Below are 20,795 nucleotides of genomic sequence, written 5' to 3' on the forward strand. Positions count from 1 at the left end.
GTATGTCTTTCGAAGTTGGTCACGAATTTGCGCCGATGTCGGGCATCGACGAGTACATGATTCACAACGCGCCGGCGCCGCAACGGGTCATGTGGACGTCCGATCCGCGCACCTTCGAGCGCACCTGGTTCACCGCACAGGACAAGGCGGGCGAACTCTTCATCGTCTGCGGCATGGGTTTCTACCCGAATCTCGACACCGCTGACGGCTTCGCGATCGTCACCTGGAAGGGGCGCTCGACCTACGTGCGCTATCACCGCCGTCTTGGAATCGATCGGACCAACATGCGCTTCGGTCCGCTCGACTGGCAGATCATCGCGCCGTTCAAGACCTGGAAGCTGACGCTCGGCGACAACCCGCACGGCATCCGCTACGAGCTCTACTGGCACGACACCAAGCGCCCGGTGTTTTCGACGGTTCAGGCGGCGCTGTTCGATGCGAACGCGCAGCCCGGCTTCCCCGGCGGCAGCGTCGGCAAGGTCGGCGATCACGTCGGTTACGAGGGCTTCGGCGTGGTCGAGGGCTGGGCAGAGGTCGAGGGCAAGCGCATCGAACTCACCACCGAAACCTTCCGCGGTTCGCGCGATCACCACTGGGGCGTTCGCGCCGGGGTGGGGGGCTTCGGGACGCCGGTCGGGCGGCCGGAGCACGCCGGTCAATGGGTCGAGTTCAAGGACTGGTCGATCTGGGGCTCGAAGAGCCTGCGCCCGATCGGCCACGAACTGCAGGGCGCCGGCCGGGTCGGCCCGGTGGATCGTCAGCTGCGCTTCGACGCCGATACCGGCGAATTCCGCGAGGGAATCATCACCAGCGTCGACGAAGCCGGCAACAAGAAGGAACTGCATTTCCGCCGCCTCGGCTACCAGACGGCCTATCTGCGCTGCGGCGGCTACGGCTCGAGCACGCCGGACGGCGGCGGCATCCACGGCATTTATCCGGGCGAGGACACGCTCTACGGCGGCACGCTGGACCTGAATGACGCCGCGACGCGGATGAAGCTGGGGTTCCTGGCCGACCACCACTGCGAGGTGAGCTGCGGCACGGAAACCACCTCGGGGATGCTGGAGTGTTACGAGCCGCTGTTGAAGACCATGTGCGAACAGGGCAAGCCCGGCTATCGATTCCTGAAGTGAGCACGACGACCGCGGCTGTCGCCTCCATTGGGGCGGCAACGCGGCGTACATAAGAACGAGTTGGAGACACGGCAATGAAGCAGGATCGGCAGACGGGCGGCATCGCACCGCGCCCCCTCGAGGGGATCAGGATTGTCGAAGTGGGCGTGTGGCATGCGGGGCCCGGTGCGTCGGCGATTCTCGGGGATCTCGGTGCCGAGATCATCAAGATCGAGTCGCTCAGCGGCGATCCCGAACGCTACTTCGGCACCTTCGGCGCGCTGCCGCCGATCGAAGCGGACATCCCGAACTGGACGCTGCTATTCGAGATCACGAACCGCAACAAGAAGGGCATCTGCCTCGACATCGACACGGAAGCCGGCCAGGCGATCCTCCACGCGCTGGTGAAGGAGGCGGATATCTTCGTCACCAATCTGCGTCAGAGCACGAAGCCGAAGATCGGGATCGATTATGCGAGTCTTGCGAAGGTCAATCCCAAACTCATCTACGCGAACGTCAGCGGCTTCGGGCCGGTGGGACCGATGAGCGACGTCGGCGGCTTCGATCCGCTGGGGCAGGCGATTTCCGGCATGAGCTTCATGACCGGGGCCGAGGAGCCGACCCTGCTGCAGACGATCATCCTCGACCAGCTGACGGCGATCGCCGCGAGTCATGCGATCCTCACGGCGCTCGTGACGCGCGAACGCCAAGGGATCGGCCAGGAGGTCCAGGTCTCGCTCTATGGAACGGCGACCTGGCTCCTGCACGCGAACCTGCTGTGCTCGAGCTTGCTCAAGCAGACGGCCCAGGTGCGATGGGACCGCAGCAGGAATCCGCCGCTGCGCAACATGTTCAAGTGCCAGGACGGCAAGTGGATCATGGGCGCGAACCACCCCGAGCATAAGTACTGGCCGACGTTCTGCGAGGCGGTCGGGGAGAAAGAGCTCGCCGTCGATCCGCGCTTCGCGACGCCGGAGCTGCGCAAGGCGAACATGCCGGAGCTGATCGCGCGGCTCGACGGGCTGTTCGCGAAAAAGCCGCAGAAGGAGTGGCTGGAGATCCTGCTCGCGGCGGGGCTGCTCTTTGCACCGATCCAGCAGCTGGCCGACGTGGTCGACGATCCGCAGGCGCTCACCAACGGCTACATGGTCGATTTCGAGCATCGGGCACTCGGCAAGATCCGTGTCCCCGGCTACCCGATCCGGTTCAGCGCCCACGAGGTGGGCACGCACGGGCCGGCGCCCGAACTCGGCGAACACACCGACTCGGTTCTTGCGGCCCTCGGCTATACCGAGCGCGACATCGGACGCCTGCGCGACGAAAAAGTCATCCGGTGATGTTTTTCGAGCGGCTTGGCGCCCATGTGCGACGCATGGCGCCCGCATGGCGGGCAAACCGTGAAATGGGGTTGATGATGAATTCGGACATCCAGTTGAAAGAAAGGCTGCAGGCTTACCTCAGCCAGCATATCCCCGACGCGCGATCGGTGGTCGTGGAGCGGCTCGAACCGATCCTGGGCGGCGCCTCGCGCATGACGTACTACCTCGGCTACCGCTACCACTGGTCCGATGAGCAAAGCCAGCGCGCGGTGTTGCGCATGGTGCCCGAGACCGGCGGCTTCACGAGCGAGGGCATGGCCAAGGAAGTCAAAATCTTCGAGGCGCTGCGCGCTACCGGGATTCCCGTTCCGCGTGCGTTGTTCTGGAGCGACGATCCGAAGTGGCTGGGCAGCGCGTTCGTGATCATGGAGGAGGTCGACGGCTGCGAAAGTTCGCTCGACGGGCTCACCCGCGAGCCGTATGTGTCGATGCGCAAGACGATTGGCGTCCATTTCTGGACGATGCTCTCCGACCTGGCGAAACTCGATCCGGTCGCGCTCGGCCTCATCGACGCCGATGACGTGCCCCCGCTCGACCAGGTCTGGCGCCTGGAGCTGGAGCACGCGAAGGAGTACCGCGCGCTGGCCGGCTGCGACAACAATCTGCTGCTCGCCCTGCTGATCCGCTGGCTCGAGCGCAACCCGCCGCCGCCGGCGCCGAAGCTGTCGGTCGTCCATGGCGATTACCGCGCCGGCAACTTCCTTTACACCGAGCAGGGCGAGATTCCGCTGATGCTCGACTGGGAGTTGTGGCGCCTGGGCGACCCCATCATCGACCTGATGTACAGCGTGCGCCCGACCTTCCAGGACAAGGAGGGCAACGCGGGGCGCCTGATTCCGGTCGCCGAGGCGATCGAGATCTGGAAGAGGAACACCGGTTTCGCCGTCTCGCAGGAATCCTGGAAATGGTACGAGACCGCCCAGCGCGCGCAGTCGTACGCGATGCTGGCGCGGATGCTGACGGAATATTTTGCGGGTGGCGGGCGCGAGACCCTGACCTACTTCTACGCCCTGACCTCGTTCACGTCGAGCTGGCCGCAGTTGCGGCAAACGCTCGAATTGCCGGCGCCTACGGTCAAGCGTCCGTCGGGCGAAACCTCCCCGAAAGGGGAACGGATCGCGGACTACCTGCGGCTGGCGGCCAAACGCTACCGCGGCGAGTACCAGCAAAGCATCGCGGACGGCAACACGCGCAAGACGCTCGCGATCGACGGCCTGATCCTGCAGGTGGTGGCCGACCGCGTCGAGAACGGCGTCTTCTATTACACGCAGGACAACGCCGAGCTCGAGAGCGTCTTGCGCGATGCGGCCGAATCCTTCGCGACGGGGGCGCTGCGCGAGCGGATCGACGAGGTGCTGTCCGGGCAGGCTGCCAGTCTGCGGTTGTCGGATCTCGTCGAACGCAATGACCGCCTCTGCGCAACGATCCTCGCCGTGCTCGATGCCGTCGAAAGCGATTTGGGCACTGCCGCACGGCGGATCGAAGCCCTCATCCGGCAGGCCGTCAGCAATCAGTGCGAGCGCTTCGTGCTCCCGTACAACGCGCTGCAGGGTCTGTAAGGACCGATCCGGTTCGATAAGCCGCGGCCCGGCGGGCGACGCCGGGGCAACGGAAAGGAGACAGCATGAATAGTGCAGTGGCAGAAAAGGCGCGTGCGAATGCCACCGACTCGTCCCTCGACGAGCGGCTGAGCGCCTTCGTCGGCAAAGGAGGCGAACGCTTCACTGCGGCGCGCGACGTCGTGACGCGCGAAGGCATCCGCAAGATGATCGAGGTCGTGGGCGATCGCAACCCGGTCTATCGGGACGTCGAGTTCGCGGCGCACTCGGTGCATGGTGCGATCGTCGCGCCGCCCGGGAGTCTGATCTCGTGGTGGCAGAACTGCTTCGAACCGGTGGCCTCGACCGACTGGGTCGATGAACAGGGCATCCGCCATTTCCGGCTCGACCCGCTGCCGGCGCGCGGGACGGCGGCCGCCGCAACGAGCACGCCGTACGACGAAGCCCTCAGGATTCTCGCATCGGCGGGATATACGTCGGTCGCCGGGGTCGGCGGCGAACTGCGGATCAAGCGCTATCCCTGCGTCGGCGACCGGCTCTCGTATTCCGATCAGCGGCTAGAGTCCCTCGTCGGGCCCAAGCGCACCGGGCTCGGCACGGGGTACTTCCCGACGCGCACGACCTATGTCCGCGACCAGCACGGCCATGCCGTGGCTGAAATCCGGCTGTCGAGCATCATCTTCGCCCCGTCCAGGGCGGACGACGCCAAGGCGCCGGTCCCGCGCCCCGCCGTCACGACCGAACGCCCCGTGTTGCATCCCGGCACCGCACGCACCGGGTCGCCGAGGACCCTCACCGCTGCGGACATGAGCGTCGGCGAGACGCTTCCGTCGCTGATTGTCGAAGGGACGCCGTCGCTGATCATCGCGGGCGCCTTGTTCAACAACGACGCGATGGATGTCCATCACGACAGCGACTGGGCGCGGCGGCGCGGCTTCGAAGACGTGTTCATGAACACGATGACCACGCAGGGCTTGGTGACGCGCTTCGTCAATGACTGGGCCGGGCCGGAGGCCGTGGTGGAGCACCTGACGTGGCGCCTGGGAAGGCAACAGTACCCGCACGACACGCTGTACGTGACCGGAAAGGTCGTGGAACTCGCCAGCCGGGAGCGCGACGCGCAGGTCACGGTGGAAGTGGTCTGCTCCAACAGCCTGGGTGTTCATGCCACCTGTGTGGTCAAGCTGGGCATCCCGGTAAGTGAAAAGGATCGGGCGGCATTCGCGACTTCGCGTCGTGCATGCGCTGTACGGCCCTGCGACTAAGTTCCGCAGGGTGCTGCTTGCAGGTTGGGTGTTTTTTCGATGTTGGCAGGGCTACGAGAAGGAGGAGATAAATGATAGAAAAGCGTGCAGACAAGCGCCTAAAAGTGGGAGGCGTAGCGTCGTTCATTGCAGTCCTGATGGCACCGGGTGTCGCGGGGGCATTTGAAGTCAATAGCGGTAATCCGGATCTGCAGATCCGCTTCGATAACACGCTCCGCTACAACGTGGGGATGCGGGTTGAGCCGCGGAACTCGAAGATCTTCAACAACCGGAATTTCGACGAGGCCGACGGAAAATTCGACAACGGCGACATCGTCACCAACCGGCTGGACCTGCTGACCGAGTTCGATTTCATCTACAAAGGCCATTCCGGGTTTCGCGTGAGCGCGGCGGGATGGTACGACCACGCCTATGAGGATGACAGTCTGCGGGGCAATCCGGTCTTCGGGTCGCAGAACACCTATGCCGGCAACAAGTATTCGAGAACCGTCAAGCGTTTCAATCACGGACCGTCGGGTGAGTTCCTCGATGTCTTCGCTTTCACGAAGTTCGACATCGGTGAGGTGCCGGTGGCGGTGAAACTGGGGCAGCACAACGTGTTCTGGGGGGAGTCGTTGTTCACGACCTCCAACAGCATTGCCTACTCGCAAGGCCCTATTGATGGGCGTAAGGCGGCGGCGAGCCCGGGTATCGAGGCTAAGGAGGTATTCCTCCCACTCAATCAGTTGTCGCTGCAGGCCCAGATAACGCCAGACTTCTCGATGGCGGCGCAATACTATTTCGAGTGGCAGCCGACGCGGATTCCCGATGGTGGCACCTATCTCGGAACGTCGGATTTCTTCACGGTGAGCGGGGGTACATTCCTCGCGCCGGGGATCCCGTTCAAGGGGGTCACGGGTAAGCCCGATGATCAGGGCGACTGGGGCGTCATGGCCAAATGGGCACCGGAATGGATGGGCGGCACGCTCGGTGCGTATTACCGCAAGTTCGGCGAAAAGCTGCCGTGGGTCCTGTTAGCCCCGAATGGACGGTCGGCGGGGCTGGGTTACGCGGACGACGTCGAATTGTATGGCGTCAGCTTCTCGAAGCTGATTGGTACGACCTCGTTCGGAGCGGAGGTCTCCTACCGCAAGAATACCGGTCTCTCGAGTGCAGTGCGACGCGCTACCGAGGGCGCCAGGGGCGACACTTGGCACTGGCTCGTCAATGCTGTCACCTATTTCGGTCGCAACCCGCTGTGGAGTTCGGCGTCCTTGTCGGCGGAAATCAATGGCAGTGTTCTCGACAAGGTGACCAGCGGCGAGGGTCTTTTCAACCGAGAAGGCTCGGCAGTGTGTCCGGGCGACAGGTTCGACGCCTGCATTACGAGAAGCGAAACGGCGATGAACATCAAAATCGAGCCCCTCTGGTACCAAGTCATGCCGGGTGTGGATCTGAAGATGCCCATCAGCTTCGGCGTGGGCCTGGATGGCAACGGTGCACAGTCCTCAGGAGGTAACCGTCAGGGTAAAGGTTCATATAGCATTGGTCTGACCGCTGAGGTACAGAACAAATATACCTTCACGCTGGCCTACATCGACTACCTTTGCCGCTTCCGCGACAACGGCACGGCACTCACGACGCAGAACTGTGCAGGCACGACGTATAACGATCGTGGCTGGGTATCGTTCCTGTTCAAGACGTCGTTTTGACATTACAACGGAGGAGACCCCATGAAGCCCATGCATATCAAGCAACTGATCGTCGCCATGGCTCTCGGATTTGCCGGTGCGTCGAGCGCGGCGGTGAGTCCGGAAGAGGCGAAGCAGCTCGGTGCGACGCTGACGCCCTTCGGATCGATCAAGGAGGGCAACAAGGAAGGTACGATCCCGCCCTGGACCGGCGGCCTCAAGACGCTGCCGTCCGGCTTCGACCCCAAAAATCCCGGCGCACGCCCGGACCCCTTCGCGGATGAGAAGCCGCTCTTCTCGATCACGGTCGCGAACATGGCGCAGTACGCGGACAAGCTCAACGAAGGTTCGAAGGCGCTCTTGAAGAAGTACCCGAACTATCGGATGGATATCTATCCGTCGCATCGGACGGTGAACTATCCGCAATACGTACTCGACAAGACCGTTGTGAACGCGACGAAGTGCACGACGGAAAAAGACGGGATGGCGATCAACCGTGACTGCGCTGGGGGCATTCCGTTCCCCATTCCGAAAAACGGTGTCGAGGTGATGTGGAACAAGGCACTGAAGTTTGAAGGTCACGTCACCTCGGGTCCCAACTCGCAAGGCTGGTTCGTCGATGCGAGTGGCAAGGCGGTGCATATGGCGACGTCGAGAACGATCACGGAGATCGTCTACTACGACCCGAAGAAACAGAAGCTCGAAGGGCCGTACTTCTGGCGCTACAAGGGCATGTACAACGCACCGGTACGTCGTGCCGGCGAATCCCAGATGCTGCTCGACCCGGTTGATTCGAGCGAGACCAAGCGGACCGCCTACACTTATCTCGCCGGCCAGCGCCGCGTGAAACTCGCTCCCGACCTTTCCTACGATACGCCAGCCCCGAACGGCGGCGGCGTGTACAACATGGATGACGCGTCGGGTTTCCTGGGTACGCTAGACCGCTTCGACTTCAAGCTCGTGGGCAAGAAGGAGATATATATCCCATACAACAACACCAGGACGCAGTCGGATCCGGTGAATTGCTCGCACGAGAAGATGTACCAGAAGGACTTTTTCAATCCCGCGTGCATGCGTTTCGAACTGCACCGCGTATGGGTGGTCGAGGCGACCGTCAAGCAGGGCATCCGCCATTCGTCGCCGAAGAAGATCTTCTACTGGGACGAGGACGCCTTCGGTCCCGGGTTCGCTGACTCGTACGACGCCTCCGGCAACCTGCAGCGAGTCGTCGTCAGTGCCCACCTGCCGGCCTACGAGATCCCGGCACAGGTGAACCGTCCTTTCGTGGCATATGACCTCAACAGTGGCGCGTATGCGGCCAACGCATTCGGCCCGGGCTCGGGGGTGTTCCAGATCGATCCAGTCAACGAGCGTGAGTGGGCGCCCGAGGCGCTGCAGGGCGGCGGTATCCGCTGAGGACAGGGCTCGCTCGGGTACGAATCCGGATCGGGCGGGGGATGTCCGTCCTCGCCGATCCGGACCTCCGCACCAGTACCAAGGCACGATTCCGATCCGCGGCTGGTTTTTCGCGCCGCAGGTCGACCAGGTGACTGTTTCGCTCGTTAGCGGTTAAGCCGCCGAGCGATCGATGATCATGAAGAGGCAATATGAGCATGTCCACAAGGCGGGCTGCACAGGGTCTCGCCGCAGCCGCACTGTTTGCCCTTGCCGCGTTCACGGCCTGGGCGTCAGCCGGCACGTTCCAGGATCCACTCAACGTTCCGGCACGGATGGTTGCCGCGCCCCATACAGGCATGCTGATGGCCGTCGCGCGTGCCGGCGACCATCTGGTCGCCGTCGGCCCAAATGGGCGCATCCTGGTTTCGGACGGGCAGGCCGGTGTGTGGCGCCAGGTGGAAGTGCCGACCAGCGTTGATCTCGTCGCCGTCCATTTCCCCTCGCCGCAGATGGGCTGGGCGGTGGGCCATGGCGGCGTGGTCCTGCACAGCAGCGACGGCGGCCGGACGTGGCAAAAGCAGCTCGATGGCGCGCTGGCAGCCGCGACGATGGTGCGCCACTACACCGCGCGCGAGTCCGAAGGCACGCCCGGCGCCGCGGAGGCGCTGTCCGCGGCCCGTCAGTTCGAGCACGACGGCCCGATCCACCCCTTCCTGGACGTGTGGTTCGAGAATGACCAGCGAGGGTTCATCGTCGGACCATTCAATCTGATTTTCGCCACCGAGGATGGGGGGGGCACCTGGGTTCCGTGGATCGATCGCACCGAAAACCCGGGCGTAATGAACCTCCATGCGGTGCGTGGTTCCGGCGGGGAGGTCTATCTGGCCGGCGAACAGGGCCTGCTGCTGAAGCTCGATCGCGCGAAGCAAGGCTTTGTCGCCTTGCCGAAACCCTATCCCGGAACCTACTTCGGGGTGCTCGTGACCCCCAAGGCTGTGCTCGCGTTCGGCATGCGCGGCAACGTCTATCGGACCACCGACGCGGGGCGCACGTGGCAGAAGTCAGAAACCGGCGAGTCGGCCGGGGTGACCGCGGGCGCGGTTCTCGAGGACGGGCGGCCGGCGCTGGTGTCGATGTCCGGCTCGCTGCTGGTCGGCAGCCCCGAGGGAGACCAATTCTCGCGCACGACGCTCCGCCCGGTGGCGCCCATGTTCGGCGTGGCCGCCGCGGGCGCGGGACGCGTGGCGGTGGTGGGGCCGCACGGGGTTCGTGTCGAGCCCCTCAAGTGAGCCGGAAAACGTTTCAGGAGAAAGGCAATGGCGATGGGTTCTGATGGGGTCACCGAAGCGCTGACCGTGACGGCCGACCCGGCGGAATTCGACCGGAATTCGGGCAACCTGCTCGAACGACTGGTGTTCAATTACCGCGTCTTGCTAATCGCGGTCTGCGCGGTGGTTACCGCGCTGTTCGGCTACGAAGCCTCGAAGATCGCGGTCAACGCGAGTTACGAAGGCATGATGCCGGCGAGCCACCCGTACATCCGGAATTACCTCGACAACCGGGACAACCTTAGGGGGCTCGGGAACGTCGTGCGCGTCGTGGTCGAGAACAAGAACGGCGACATCTACGACGCCGAATACCTCAAGACGCTGGCGGAGATCAACGACGCGCTGTACCTGACGCGCGGCGTCGACCGGGCGTGGCTCAAGTCGCTATGGACGCCGCTTGTGCGCTGGAGCGAAGTGACCGAGCGGGGCTTTGTCGGCGGGCCGATCATCCCCGGCGACTTCAGCCCCACGCCCGAATCGCTCGAGAAGGTGAAGGCCAACGTGCAGCGTGCCGGCCTGGTCGGCACGCTGGTGTCGAACGATTCGCGCTCGAGCATGATCGTCGTGCCCTTGCTGGAGCGTTATCCTGACACCAAGGCGCCGATCGACTACCAGGAGTTGTCGCACCGTCTCGAGGAGAATGCGCGGGCGAAGGCCGGCGAGAACACGCGCGTGTACATCGTGGGTTTCGCCAAGGTGATGGGGGATCTCATCGACGGCCTCAGGCAGGTGATGTCGTTCTTCCTGATCACTGCCGTGACCGCCGCGGCGCTCATCTACTTCTACACCCGTTGTGTGCGCAGCACACTGCTGGTGCTCGCCTGTTCGCTGATCGCCGTCATCTGGCATGCAGGAATCATGGTCCTGCTCGGCAAGGGGCTCGATCCCTTCACGATGCTCGTGCCCTTTCTCGTCTTCGCGATCGGTGTCAGCCACGGCGCGCAGAAGATGAACGGCATCATGCAGGACATCGGACGCGGCAATCACAAGTGGGTGGCGGCGCGGTACACCTTCCGCCGCCTGATCATCGCCGGGCTTACGGCGCTGCTCGCGGACGCGGTCGGCTTCGCCGTGCTGAGCATCATCGACATCCCGGTGATCCGCGACCTCGCACTGTCTGCGAGCATCGGCGTGGCGATCCTGATCTTCACGAATCTCTTCCTGCTGCCGGTGCTGCTTTCGTACACGGGCGTTTCCCCCAAGGCGGCCGAGCGGAGCCTGCGCGACGAATCGCAGGAGCGGGGCGGAAGCGGCATCGGTCGCGTATGGAGCGTCCTCGACCGGTTTACCGAGCGCAAATGGGCGGCCGGAACGGTTGCCTTGGCCGCCGTCGTCACCGTGGCCAGCTTTGCGATCAGCACCCACCTCAAGATCGGCGACCTCGACGCCGGGGCGCCCGAGCTGCGGGCGGACTCCCGCTACAACCGGGACAACGATTTCGTTACGCGGAACTTCGGGCTGTCGAGCGACGTGTTCTCGGTGATGGTGAAGACGAACAAGTCGGATTGTTCGAACTTCTTCGAAACCTTCGTCGAAGCCGACCGACTGGCGCGCACCCTGCGGGAGACCCCGGGGGTGCAGACGACGACCTCCTTCGTCGACGTGGTCACCTCGGGGGTCATGGGCAACTACGAAGGCAACCCGAAGTGGCTCACGATCGCCCGTGACCAGACGGTGCTCAACAGCGCCGCGGCACAGCGCATCAGCTGGGGCACCGATCAGGTGAACTCGGACTGCACGCTGATGCCCGTCACGGCCTTCCTTGTCGATCACAAGGCCGACACGCTGGCGCGGGTGTCGAAGGTCGCCGAGGCCTTCGCGGCCGAGCACGACACCGAGGACCGCAAATTCCTCCTGGCCGCCGGCAACGCCGGCATCGAGGCGGCGACGAACGCGGTGGTCAAGGAATCCAACGTCAAGATGCTGCTGTACGTCTATGCGGCGGTCGTCGTGCTGTGCTTCGTCGCGTTCCGCAGCTGGCGCGCAGTGGTCGTGGCGTTGGTGCCGCTGGTGATCACGTCGATCCTTGCGGAGGCCTTGATGGTCGTGCTGGGGATCGGCGTGAAGGTGGCGACGCTGCCGGTCATCGCGCTGGGCGTGGGCATCGGCGTCGACTACGCGCTCTACCTGCTCAGCGTCCAGCTCACGCAGCAGCGCATGGGTGTTCCGCTCGACGCCGCGTTCCGCCGCGCCGTCACTTTCACGGGCAAGGTCGTGGCCCTGATCGGTTTTACCCTCGCGGCAGGCGTCATCACCTGGGTGTCATCCCCGATCAAGTTCCAGGCCGACATGGGGATGCTGCTGGCCTTCATGTTCCTGTGGAACATGGTCGGGGCGCTGGTGTTGATTCCGGCCCTGTCGCACTTCCTGCTGCGTGACGTCGGGCAGAAGGTCGCGGAGGGCACGGGGCCGGTCGTACCCGAGTCCGGAGTGCGGCACACTGAGCCGGCGGCCGGGCATGGCGTGCCGTCGACGCAGGAACAGGGCGCCGTTCTCGAGAATGTCGTCAAGTTTGACCGGCGCGCGGAACTGGTACCGAAATGTGCGATGGGCGAGTAAGCACATGAACCGAACGATTCTCGAAGGCGCGCCGAACTTCCGCGATCTCGGTGGCGTTTCGGTTCGCGACGGGCGCTTGGTGCGGTGCGGACGGCTTTTCCGTTCGCAGCACCTCGGCCGCCTGACCGACCGGGATCTCGACACGCTGCGGACGATGAACGTGCGGCTGGTCTGCGATCTGCGCAGCGAGACCGAGCGCGAGCGCCTGCCCTCCCGGCTTCCGGAAGGCATGGCCCTGGAAGTGATCGCGCTGCATGTAAGCGAGGACGTGCATGCGGGAGGCGGCGCCTACGAGTTCCTGCAGCAGGGACGCGGTGCCGCGGGGGCATTCGACATGATGCGGGAAATGTATCGCCGGCAGCCCCGTGCGATGGCCGGGAAGTTGCCGCAGCTGTTCGACCGCCTGGCCGATTCGCAGGTCCCCGCGATCGTACATTGCTTTGCGGGGAAGGATCGAACGGGCTTCGTCTGCGCGCTCGTGCTCCACGCGCTCGGGGCGACGCGTGAAGCGATCTTCGCCGATTACCTCACAAGCGAACCCTATCTTGACGCGGAGGCCGAGGCGCTGACGTTGAAGCCGCGCCTCGAACATCGCCTCGACAGGCCGATCCTTGCGACGGAACTCGGTATGATCCTGGGGGTACAGCCGGAATACCTGCAGGCCGCCCTGGATGCGATTGCCGATGAGTATGGTGATCTGGATGCCTACCTGGAGCGCGCCGCCGGCCTGACGGCAGCGAAACGGGCGGCGATGCAAACCGCCCTTCTCGAATGATCCGGATGGGGACGTCCACTGACAGCGGAATCAGAAAGCGCTATGAAGAAACGGCAGTTTTCGGGGGCCGGCGGGGTGAGCCTCGCCGCCGATGCGGGGGGAGATCCGTCGCATCCGTGCGTGGTGCTGCTGCACGGCGGCGGCCAGACCCGGTTTTCCTGGGGGAAGGCGGCTCATGACCTGGTGGCGATGGGCTATTACGTCGTTTCGGTGGACCTGCGCGGTCATGGTGAAAGCGGGTGGGCGCCGGACGGCGACTACCGGACCGACGCGTTCGTCGACGACCTGCACGCCCTGATCGAACAACTGCCTGGGCGCCCGGCGCTGGTGGGGGCTTCGCTCGGGGGCATCACGTCGCTGATCGCGATCGGGGAGACCGCGCGCCCGGTCGCCAGTGCGCTGGTGCTGGTCGACGTGGTGCCGCGCCTCGACCAGAACGGTACCAGGGAGATTCGCGGGTTCATGGCCGCCAATCCTCAGGGTTTCGCTTCGGTCGCCGAGGCTGCGGACGCGGTCACGCGCTTCCTTCCGCATCGTCCGCGTCCGCCCAGCGTCGAGGGCCTGAAAAAGAATCTGCGGTTGGCGCCGGACGGGCGTTTCTACTGGCATTGGGATCCGGCGATGATCCACGGCCAACGCCCGCTGGACGCCTCCGGCATTGCCGAGCGCTTGTGCGATGCCGCACGCAATGTACGGGCTCCGACCCTGCTCGTGCGCGGTCTGCGCAGCAATGTGGTCAGTCAGGACGGGGCCGACGAACTGCTTCGCCTGATTCCGGGCTGCGAGATCGTCGAAGTGAAGGGCGCAGGTCACATGGTGGCCGGGGACAAGAACGACCGGTTCAACGATTCGGTCGAATCCTTCCTGCGCAGGACCATCAGGATCGACGGGCAACTCGACCGGGTGCCAAGCGCCTGCGCGTGAAGGCCGCCCGGCCGCCGTGCCGCTGCCTGCGGTGCGATGGCCCAATATCCGTCATCTTTTCGCTCCTTGGCGTCGGCGCGGCCTTGCCTCGCTTCTCCCTGCTGGGGGCATGCTTCCATTGCATCGTGAACCGTTTCGGCGACAGGCCTCAGGGCCCCGCATTGTCGGGAGCTTCGCGCAACGGATTGGGGAGCCGTGCCCGTCTGGCGGCCATAATGTGTGAATGGTTGAACATTTGTTGACGTGTAGCCAGAGGTTCGATACTGTTCGCACATCGCATCGTTGCGCCCCTGTGGGTTCCTCCGTCCGGGATCCCGGGGGCGATCAAATACAGCAAGACAACCGGCCGCCCGTGGGCCGGTCGAATTGAACAGATAAAGGAGACGTCGATGCAGGCTGCGCAGTACATCCAGGAAGCTCTCTATATCGGCGGACAATGGGTAAAACCCGCGGCGTCCGCGGTGCTCGAGGTCCGCTCGCCGGCCACGGAGGAGATCATCGGGCGCGCGCCGTCGTGCTCGCCTGCCGATATCGACCGGGCCGTCCAGGCGGCCCGTGCGGCCTTCGAGGGTCCCGCTTCGGCGTGGGCGCGCACCACGGTGACGGAACGCATCGCCTACCTGCGCGCGTTCGGCGCCGCCTTGAAGAAACGGCGCCAGCAACTGGCCGAAGTGACGAGCGACGAAGGCGGTCAGCCGCTGGCGAAGAATTGCGTCTATCAGGTCGACAAGGCCCTGTCGATCATCGATTACTACGCACAACTGGGCGAGACGTATCCGTTCGAGGAGCGGCGGCAGGGGTACGACAACCCCTTCATCGTGCGCAAGGAGCCCATCGGCGTCGTTGGCCTGATCATGCCGTGGAACGCGCCGCTGGCGATCTCGTTCTTCCCGCTGGCACCGGCGCTGCTGGCCGGATGTACGGTCGTGCTGAAGCCGTCGCCCGAAACCCCGCTGCACGCCTACGTACTGGCGCAAGCCTGCGAGGAGGCAGGGCTGCCGCCGGGGGTTGTGAACATCGTTCCGGCCGACCGTGAGGCGAGCGAGGCGCTCGTCACGCACCCGGGCGTCGACAAGATTGCCTTTACCGGCAGCACGGCCACCGGACGACGCATCGCATCGCTGTGCGGCGAGCGGCTCAAGCGCTACAGCCTCGAACTGGGCGGCAAGTCCGCGGCGATCATCCTCGAGGATGTGGACCTGCACAAGGCGATGCCGATGATCGTCCGCACGGCCACGATGAACAGTTGCGAGGCCTGCGTGGGGCAGACCCGCACGCTGGTACCGCGCAGCCGTTACGCGGAGATCGTCGAGGCCTTCGTGTCCGGCGTCGCCAGGCTCAAGATGGGCGACCCCCGCCATCCCGACACCGACATGGGGCCGCTGATCGCGGAACGCCAGCGGACCCGCGTCGAAAGCTACATCAAGGCCGGCCGCGAGGAAGGTGCGCGGCTCATGCTCGGCGGCGGCCGTCCGGCCCACCTGACGCGCGGCTGGTACGTCGAGCCGACGGTGTTCGCCGACGTCGGGAACCACATGCGCATCGCCCGCGAGGAGATCTTCGGGCCGGTCCTGAGTTTGATTCCCTACAACGACGAGACGGACGCGATCGCGATCGCCAATGACAGCACCTACGGCCTTTCGGGGACGGTGTGGACGAGCGATCCGAAACGTGGCGTCGAGGTGGCGCGCCGCGTGCGTACCGGCAACTACGGCGTCAATCTGTTCAATCTCGATATCGCTGCGCCTTTCGGCGGGTTCAAGGAGTCGGGCATCGGCCGGCAACTCGGCCCGGAAGGCCTCGACGGATTCTTCGAAACCAAGGCGATTCAGCTGTCGCCGGCCGACGTCGCCGCCGGCAAGCTGTGATCCATACGGACTGAAGGGAGAAAACCATGGTGCGAGCTGTTGTCTGCAACAACATCGGGGAGCCGGTCTCGGTCGAAAACCTGTCGCTTCCCCCGCTGGGTCCCCATGATGTGCTGGTGCGGACCGATGCGGCAGGGGTGTGCCACACCGACCTGTCGGCGGCGAAAGGTCTGACGTTGAGCCAGGCACCGATTGTGCTCGGACATGAGGGCGCCGGGACGGTGCTGGAAATCGGCAAGAACGTCACGCGCTGCAAGCCCGGCGACCGGGTCATCATGAGCTGGGCACCGCAGTGCGGCGTCTGCTATCACTGCGTGCGGCACGAGGCGCAGCACTGCGACGAATCGTGGGGCATTCGTTCCTCGCGGCATGCGCTGCGCAACGACGGGGCCAAAGTGCCGACGATGGCGGGGCTGGGCACGTTTGCCGAGATGATGCAGGTGAACGAGCTGTCGCTGGTGGCGGTGAAGAGCGAACTGCCGGCAGAGCAACTCGCGATGATCGGCTGCGGTGTGACGACCGGTGTCGGCGCCGCGCTGTGGACGGCGGAAGTGAAGCCCGGTTCGACGGTGGCCGTGTTCGGATGCGGCGGCGTGGGGCTCTCGGTCATCCAGGGCGCGCGCATCGCCGGGGCGATGCGCATCTTTGCCGTCGATACGCTCGCGTCAAAGCGCGAGCTGGCGATGAAGTTCGGTGCCACGGACGCGATCGACCCGGCCCAGGGAGACGTCGCGCAGCAGTTGATCGCCGCGACCGGCGGCCGGGGCGTGGACTATGCGTTCGAGGTCGTCGGTATCCCGGAACTGCTCCTGACGGCCTTCAATTCCCTGCGCAAGCACGGCACGGCCGTGGCCGTGGGCATGCCCAAGGCCGACGCGACGGTGTCGATCCCGATCGTTCCGCTGTTCATCCAGGAGAAGCGCCTGGTCGGTTCGTTCTACGGCTCCGCACAGGTGCGCGAGCACTTCCCGCTGCTGGTGCAACTCGCCGAACGCGGGCGGCTCGACCTGGCGTCGATGATCTCGAAGCGCATCGGCCTCGAAGACGTGAACGCGGCGTTCGACGCGATGAAGGCGGGCGAGGTCGTGCGCAGCGTCGTGCTCCCGAACGGATGAGGCAAGCCGTGTTTCAGCATATTCTAGTACCGGTCGACGGCTCCGATCTGGCGGTCGCGGCCGCCGAGCGCGCCACGCGTTTCGCGCAGGAGCAGCGGGCGAAGCTCACCTTCTTCTTTGCGCATCCGGACTATTCGTCGTCGCTCTACGGCGAGACGGCGCTGATGGAGGTGCTTGATCCCACGCTGTACCAGGAGACGATGGAGAAGCGGGCGCAAGCGCTGCTGTCGCGCGCGTCCGCGGCGGCCCGCGATGCGGCGTTGCCCTACGAATGCGCTTTCTGCGCTTCCGATCGACCGTACGAGAAGATCATCGAAACCGCCCTTGCGCGCAACTGCGACCTCATCATCATGGCCTCGCATGGCCGTGGCGGGATCGGCAGTCTGGTGCTGGGGTCCGTGACCCAGGCTGTGCTGGCGAATTCGAAGCTGCCCGTCCTCGTGTACAGATAAGTCTTTATTGGTGTGTTGCTCCCTCCTCTTTACGGGCCGTTGGCCCGTATTTTTTTTGCTTTGGCCGGAGCCGTCACGCCAGGCGCGCGATGAGGGTGCGGGGCACCGGGCAGGGCCAGCGCGCGAAGGCCGGCGAGGATCACGGTGAGGCCGTCGTCGAAGTCCTGCTCGCTCTGTTGCCGAGCGTTGCCCTTCACGCTCGGCTCGACCATCAATGACGCGTAGTGGAACAGGCTGACGGTGCGCATACCGACTTCGGCGTACTCGTCGCTGTAGCCGGCCTCCTTGAAAAGTGCGCGCGCCTCCTCGCGCAGGCGCAGGATCTCCCTGCCGCCGTATCCGGCGGCCCCCAGCAGGACGAGGCCGGGGTATTCCTTCATCCGCGCCCGGCTTTTCCAGAGCAACTGGTGGATGCGCTCATCCGGCGTGCCCTGCATGCCGGCCACGGTAATCCCCGCGTACACCTTGTCGAGCAGCAGTTCGATCAGGGCCTCGCGGTTGGCCACGTAGTAGTACGCCGCCATCGTCGACACCTGGAGTTCGGCGGCCAGGGAGCGCATCGACAGGGCCGGTGCGCCGTCGCGTTTGATGATGCGCAGCGCCGCCGCAACGATCTCGTCCTTGCTGATATCCCCGTACTTGCGGGTACGGGGCTTCGGGGTTGTGCTCTCGCTGGTCATGAATGGGCCCGGTGTTGATTTTGTTGTTTGAGTGATTCTACTAAAGTTGAACCAATGGCTTGCATGGGTGAAATTCCCCATATATTATACAGCGTATAAAAAGGGTTGCTAACAATCAGCCACAACCCCCTCAGGAGGATGACATGCAAGCGAAAATCGACGATCTGATCTGCACGCCTGCCACCTACGCCGATTCGGCGCTCTATCACCGGATCTTCAATTCCCTGCGGCGCGACGACCCCGTGCATTGGGTCGAGCCGCAGGACTACCGTCCGTTCTGGCTGATCACCAAGCTCGAGGACATCCGCGAGGTCGAGCGCCAGAATGACATCTTCCTCAATGCCGGGCGCCCGACCCTGCGCAGCCGTACCGAGGAAGAGAAGATCCGTGCGGTGACTGGCGGCAAACCCGACGTGTTCGAGACCATCCTGCACATGGATGGCATGGACCATCGCGCTCATCGGGCCGTCGCGCAGTCGTGGTTCATGCCCGCCAACCTGAAGAAGCTCGAAGGCGCGATTGCGCAGGTGGCGAGGGAGTTCGTCGATCGCCTGGAACGCCAGGGCGGCACGGCGGACTTCTGCGAGGTGGTCGCTGCGCGCTACCCGCTGCGCATCATCATGACCATCTTCGGGGTGCCGCCCGAGGATGAGGATCAGATGCTGTACTACAGCAAGATGATCACGGCCCCGACCGACGACGACGTGGAGACGACCGAGCCGCGCAACGAGCTGCGCATCCGCGCGGCACAGGGCCTGTTCGATTACTTCCGCAAGCTGCTGGCGGACCGCCGCGCCAACCCGCGCGATGACCTGTCGTCGGTGATTGCCAACGCGGAGGTGGACGGAAAACCGATCAGCGAGCTGGCGGCCCTCTCGTACTGCGTCACCATTGCCACCGCGGGGCACGACACGACCAGCATGACGTCGTCGGGCGGCCTGCTGGCGCTCGTCCAGCACCCCGAACAGATGGCCCGGCTGCGGGCGGACCGCTCGCTGATGCCGGGGGCCATCGACGAAATCCTGCGCTTCGTCAGCCCGGTGAAGCACATGATGCGCGAGGCGAAGGTGGACGCCATCGTCCGCGGGAAGCAGATCCGCGCCGGCGATTCGCTGATGCTGTGCTTCCCGTCCGGCAACCGCGACGAGGACGTCTTCGATAATCCGCACGAATTCCGCATCGACCGTTCGCCGAACCGCCAGATTGCGTTCGGCTCGGGCGTGCATTCCTGTCTCGGCCTGCACTTGGCGAAGATGGAAATCCGCGCCCTGTACGCGGAGCTGCTCGACCGCGTGGATCGCTTCGAGCTCGATGGCACGCCCGGTTTCTACAAGGGCTTCGTCGTCCAGGGGCTCAAGCATCTTCCGATCCGCTACAGCATGAGCAAGGTTACGGCGTAAGGCGTCTGCGGTCCCGCAATGGGTCGGGCCCGCGGGCAGTCTCCGGTCGATCTCTGAATAGGCAGCTTTCAGCATGAGCACTATGACACTCAGCGAAGCCGCGCAAGCGGACGTGCGTGGCGAACAATCATTGGAAGTCCTCGTGACAGGCAAGCGGAGCGAGGCGGCGGACATCTGCTCGATCGAATTCCGCCTGCCCGACGGCGGGGCGTTGCCCGAGTTTTCCGCGGGGGCGCATATCGACGTCCATATCGACGGTCTGGTTCGGCAGTATTCCCTGTGCAACCATCCGCGCGAGCGCGAGCGTTACGTGATCGGCGTGCTGCGCGACCCGAACTCGAAGGGCGGGTCTGTAGCGCTGCACGAGAAGTTGCGGGAGGGCGACCGCGTCCGTGTCGGCATGCCGCGGAATCTCTTTCCGTTGGCGCCGGCCGGCCGAACGATCCTGATCGCGGGCGGTATCGGGGTCACCCCCATTCTGTGCATGGCCGAGCAGCTCGCCGACCAGGGGGCGGACTTTGAATTGCATTATTGTGCTCGCTCACGCACCGCCGCGGCGTTTGTCGAGCGCATCGCGCAGTCGCGATTCGCGTCGCGGGCGCATTGCTATTTCGACGACGAGCCGCAGGCGCTGCGCTTCGTCGCGGACGAGGTGCTGGCAAGCCCGACGCACGATACCCACGTCTACGTGTGCGGCCCGACTGGTTTCATGGATCACGTACTGGACGCCGCGGCCCGCAAGGGATGGGCCGACGACTACGTTCATCGCGAGTACTTCAAGGCCCCGGAAACCGCGGCGGATGAAGCCGCGAGCGCGGAGTTCGAGGTCGAGATCGCCAGCAGCGGCAAAGTCTTCACCATTCCGGCCGATCGCAGCGTCGTTTCCGTGCTGGCCGATAACGGCGTCTACATTGCGACCGGTTGTGACCAGGGGGTATGCGGAACCTGCCTCACCGGCGTCGTCGAAGGGGTTCCCGAACACCGCGACGCCCTTATGAGCGCGGCCGAGCGGGCGGCGAACAACCAGTTCACGCCGTGCTGCTCGCGGTCGAAGAGCCGGCGGCTCGTGCTCGATCTCTGAGTCTCCGAAATCGATAGAGCAATAGATAGAGCGCCAACCGTTTGCCCTAAATCGTTCGGCTTCGATAGCGACGTTGGTCCAAGGAGGCTCCGCCGGGCTTCGACAGGCTGAGCCCGAACGTTACGGAATTGCTGGGGTGAGAAAGACGAGGCGGGTGTGCATGCGCACACTCGCCTCGTTTCTTTTGCGGCCGCTCCAGCCGGACATGCAAACATTCGTGATTGCATTAA

Annotated in this window: 16 protein-coding genes; 15 read left to right on the forward strand and 1 reads right to left on the reverse strand. The window is 64.5% G+C overall.

Annotation, left to right across the window (positions count from 1 at the left end):
• Window positions 1–2 precede the first annotated feature (2 nt).
• The 13 genes from CDA09_RS23335 to CDA09_RS09105 all read left to right on the forward strand — a co-directional run bounded on the left by CDA09_RS23335 (window position 3) and on the right by CDA09_RS09105 (window position 17,404).
• Window positions 3–1,133, forward strand: coding sequence for an Rv3169 family protein (locus tag CDA09_RS23335; RefSeq protein WP_164844392.1), 1,131 nt, complete (start codon window positions 3–5; stop codon window positions 1,131–1,133).
• A 74-nt stretch (window positions 1,134–1,207) separates the two neighbouring features.
• Window positions 1,208–2,449 (forward strand): CaiB/BaiF CoA transferase family protein, encoded by a 1,242-nt coding sequence (locus CDA09_RS09050; protein ID WP_121428317.1) that lies wholly within the window; start codon window positions 1,208–1,210, stop codon window positions 2,447–2,449.
• Window positions 2,450–2,544: 95 nt separating this feature from the next.
• Window positions 2,545–4,050: a phosphotransferase family protein gene (locus CDA09_RS09055; RefSeq protein ID WP_164844393.1), complete on the forward strand. Its 1,506-nt coding sequence runs from the start codon at window positions 2,545–2,547 to the stop codon at window positions 4,048–4,050.
• A 65-nt stretch (window positions 4,051–4,115) separates the two neighbouring features.
• On the forward strand, window positions 4,116–5,315 hold the full coding sequence (locus CDA09_RS09060; protein WP_121428319.1) for an FAS1-like dehydratase domain-containing protein: 1,200 nt from the start codon (window positions 4,116–4,118) through the stop codon (window positions 5,313–5,315).
• A gap of 71 nt (window positions 5,316–5,386) precedes the next feature.
• Window positions 5,387–7,006: a DUF1302 domain-containing protein gene (locus tag CDA09_RS09065; protein WP_121428320.1), complete on the forward strand. Its 1,620-nt coding sequence runs from the start codon at window positions 5,387–5,389 to the stop codon at window positions 7,004–7,006.
• A 21-nt stretch (window positions 7,007–7,027) separates the two neighbouring features.
• Window positions 7,028–8,401 (forward strand): DUF1329 domain-containing protein, encoded by a 1,374-nt coding sequence (locus tag CDA09_RS09070; RefSeq protein ID WP_217351294.1) that lies wholly within the window; start codon window positions 7,028–7,030, stop codon window positions 8,399–8,401.
• A 191-nt stretch (window positions 8,402–8,592) separates the two neighbouring features.
• A complete protein-coding gene (locus CDA09_RS09075) occupies window positions 8,593–9,672 on the forward strand; it encodes a WD40/YVTN/BNR-like repeat-containing protein (protein WP_121428321.1) in 1,080 nt (359 codons plus the stop codon).
• A gap of 27 nt (window positions 9,673–9,699) precedes the next feature.
• On the forward strand, window positions 9,700–12,270 hold the full coding sequence (locus tag CDA09_RS09080) for an efflux RND transporter permease subunit (protein ID WP_217351295.1): 2,571 nt from the start codon (window positions 9,700–9,702) through the stop codon (window positions 12,268–12,270).
• The gene (locus tag CDA09_RS09085) at window positions 12,224–13,045 is read left to right on the forward strand and encodes a tyrosine-protein phosphatase (protein WP_164844394.1); all 822 of its coding nucleotides are present in this window, start codon (window positions 12,224–12,226) and stop codon (window positions 13,043–13,045) included. Before CDA09_RS09080 ends, CDA09_RS09085 begins: the two co-directional genes overlap by 47 nt.
• Window positions 13,046–13,087: 42 nt before the next feature.
• Window positions 13,088–13,969, forward strand: a complete 882-nt coding sequence (locus CDA09_RS09090; protein ID WP_121428323.1) for an alpha/beta fold hydrolase — start codon at window positions 13,088–13,090, stop codon at window positions 13,967–13,969.
• A gap of 389 nt (window positions 13,970–14,358) precedes the next feature.
• Window positions 14,359–15,837 carry an aldehyde dehydrogenase gene (locus CDA09_RS09095; protein ID WP_121428324.1) on the forward strand — a complete coding sequence of 493 codons (1,479 nt, stop codon included), beginning with the start codon at window positions 14,359–14,361 and terminating at the stop codon, window positions 15,835–15,837.
• A 26-nt stretch (window positions 15,838–15,863) separates the two neighbouring features.
• Window positions 15,864–16,952 (forward strand): Zn-dependent alcohol dehydrogenase, encoded by a 1,089-nt coding sequence (locus CDA09_RS09100; protein WP_121428325.1) that lies wholly within the window; start codon window positions 15,864–15,866, stop codon window positions 16,950–16,952.
• Entirely contained in the window at window positions 16,949–17,404 is a 456-nt protein-coding gene (locus CDA09_RS09105) for a universal stress protein (RefSeq protein ID WP_286164438.1), read from the forward strand. Before CDA09_RS09100 ends, CDA09_RS09105 begins: the two co-directional genes overlap by 4 nt.
• A 29-nt stretch (window positions 17,405–17,433) precedes the next feature.
• On the opposite strand, the gene CDA09_RS09110 is transcribed toward CDA09_RS09105, so the two are convergent.
• The gene (locus CDA09_RS09110; protein ID WP_164844395.1) at window positions 17,434–18,084 is read right to left on the reverse strand and encodes a TetR/AcrR family transcriptional regulator; all 651 of its coding nucleotides are present in this window, start codon (window positions 18,082–18,084) and stop codon (window positions 17,434–17,436) included.
• 143 nt (window positions 18,085–18,227) lie between these two features.
• Here CDA09_RS09110 and CDA09_RS09115 point away from each other — a divergent pair, with 143 nt between their 5' ends.
• The gene (locus CDA09_RS09115; RefSeq protein ID WP_121428328.1) at window positions 18,228–19,484 is read left to right on the forward strand and encodes a cytochrome P450; all 1,257 of its coding nucleotides are present in this window, start codon (window positions 18,228–18,230) and stop codon (window positions 19,482–19,484) included.
• A gap of 130 nt (window positions 19,485–19,614) precedes the next feature.
• Window positions 19,615–20,565: a PDR/VanB family oxidoreductase gene (locus CDA09_RS09120; RefSeq protein ID WP_286164439.1), complete on the forward strand. Its 951-nt coding sequence runs from the start codon at window positions 19,615–19,617 to the stop codon at window positions 20,563–20,565.
• Window positions 20,566–20,795: the final 230 nt, after the last annotated feature.

The organism is Azoarcus sp. DN11 (assembly GCF_003628555.1).
Classification (GTDB): Bacteria; Pseudomonadota; Gammaproteobacteria; order Burkholderiales; family Rhodocyclaceae; genus Aromatoleum.

Excerpts from the sequence above, each read along its gene's own strand:
- CDA09_RS09105 (WP_286164438.1), top strand. The coding sequence starts at position 16,949 with ATGAGGCAAGCCGTGTTTCAGCATATTCTAGTACCGGTCGACGGCTCC.
- CDA09_RS09065 (WP_121428320.1), top strand. The coding sequence starts at position 5,387 with ATGATAGAAAAGCGTGCAGACAAGCGCCTAAAAGTGGGAGGCGTAGCG.
- CDA09_RS09110 (WP_164844395.1), bottom strand. The coding sequence starts at position 18,084 with ATGACCAGCGAGAGCACAACCCCGAAGCCCCGTACCCGCAAGTACGGG.
- CDA09_RS09060 (WP_121428319.1), top strand. The coding sequence starts at position 4,116 with ATGAATAGTGCAGTGGCAGAAAAGGCGCGTGCGAATGCCACCGACTCG.
- CDA09_RS09115 (WP_121428328.1), top strand. The coding sequence starts at position 18,228 with ATGCAAGCGAAAATCGACGATCTGATCTGCACGCCTGCCACCTACGCC.
- CDA09_RS09100 (WP_121428325.1), top strand. The coding sequence starts at position 15,864 with ATGGTGCGAGCTGTTGTCTGCAACAACATCGGGGAGCCGGTCTCGGTC.
- CDA09_RS09050 (WP_121428317.1), top strand. The coding sequence starts at position 1,208 with ATGAAGCAGGATCGGCAGACGGGCGGCATCGCACCGCGCCCCCTCGAG.
- CDA09_RS09070 (WP_217351294.1), top strand. The coding sequence starts at position 7,028 with ATGAAGCCCATGCATATCAAGCAACTGATCGTCGCCATGGCTCTCGGA.
- CDA09_RS09080 (WP_217351295.1), top strand. The coding sequence starts at position 9,700 with ATGGCGATGGGTTCTGATGGGGTCACCGAAGCGCTGACCGTGACGGCC.
- CDA09_RS09095 (WP_121428324.1), top strand. The coding sequence starts at position 14,359 with ATGCAGGCTGCGCAGTACATCCAGGAAGCTCTCTATATCGGCGGACAA.
- CDA09_RS09075 (WP_121428321.1), top strand. The coding sequence starts at position 8,593 with ATGAGCATGTCCACAAGGCGGGCTGCACAGGGTCTCGCCGCAGCCGCA.
- CDA09_RS23335 (WP_164844392.1), top strand. The coding sequence starts at position 3 with ATGTCTTTCGAAGTTGGTCACGAATTTGCGCCGATGTCGGGCATCGAC.
- CDA09_RS09090 (WP_121428323.1), top strand. The coding sequence starts at position 13,088 with ATGAAGAAACGGCAGTTTTCGGGGGCCGGCGGGGTGAGCCTCGCCGCC.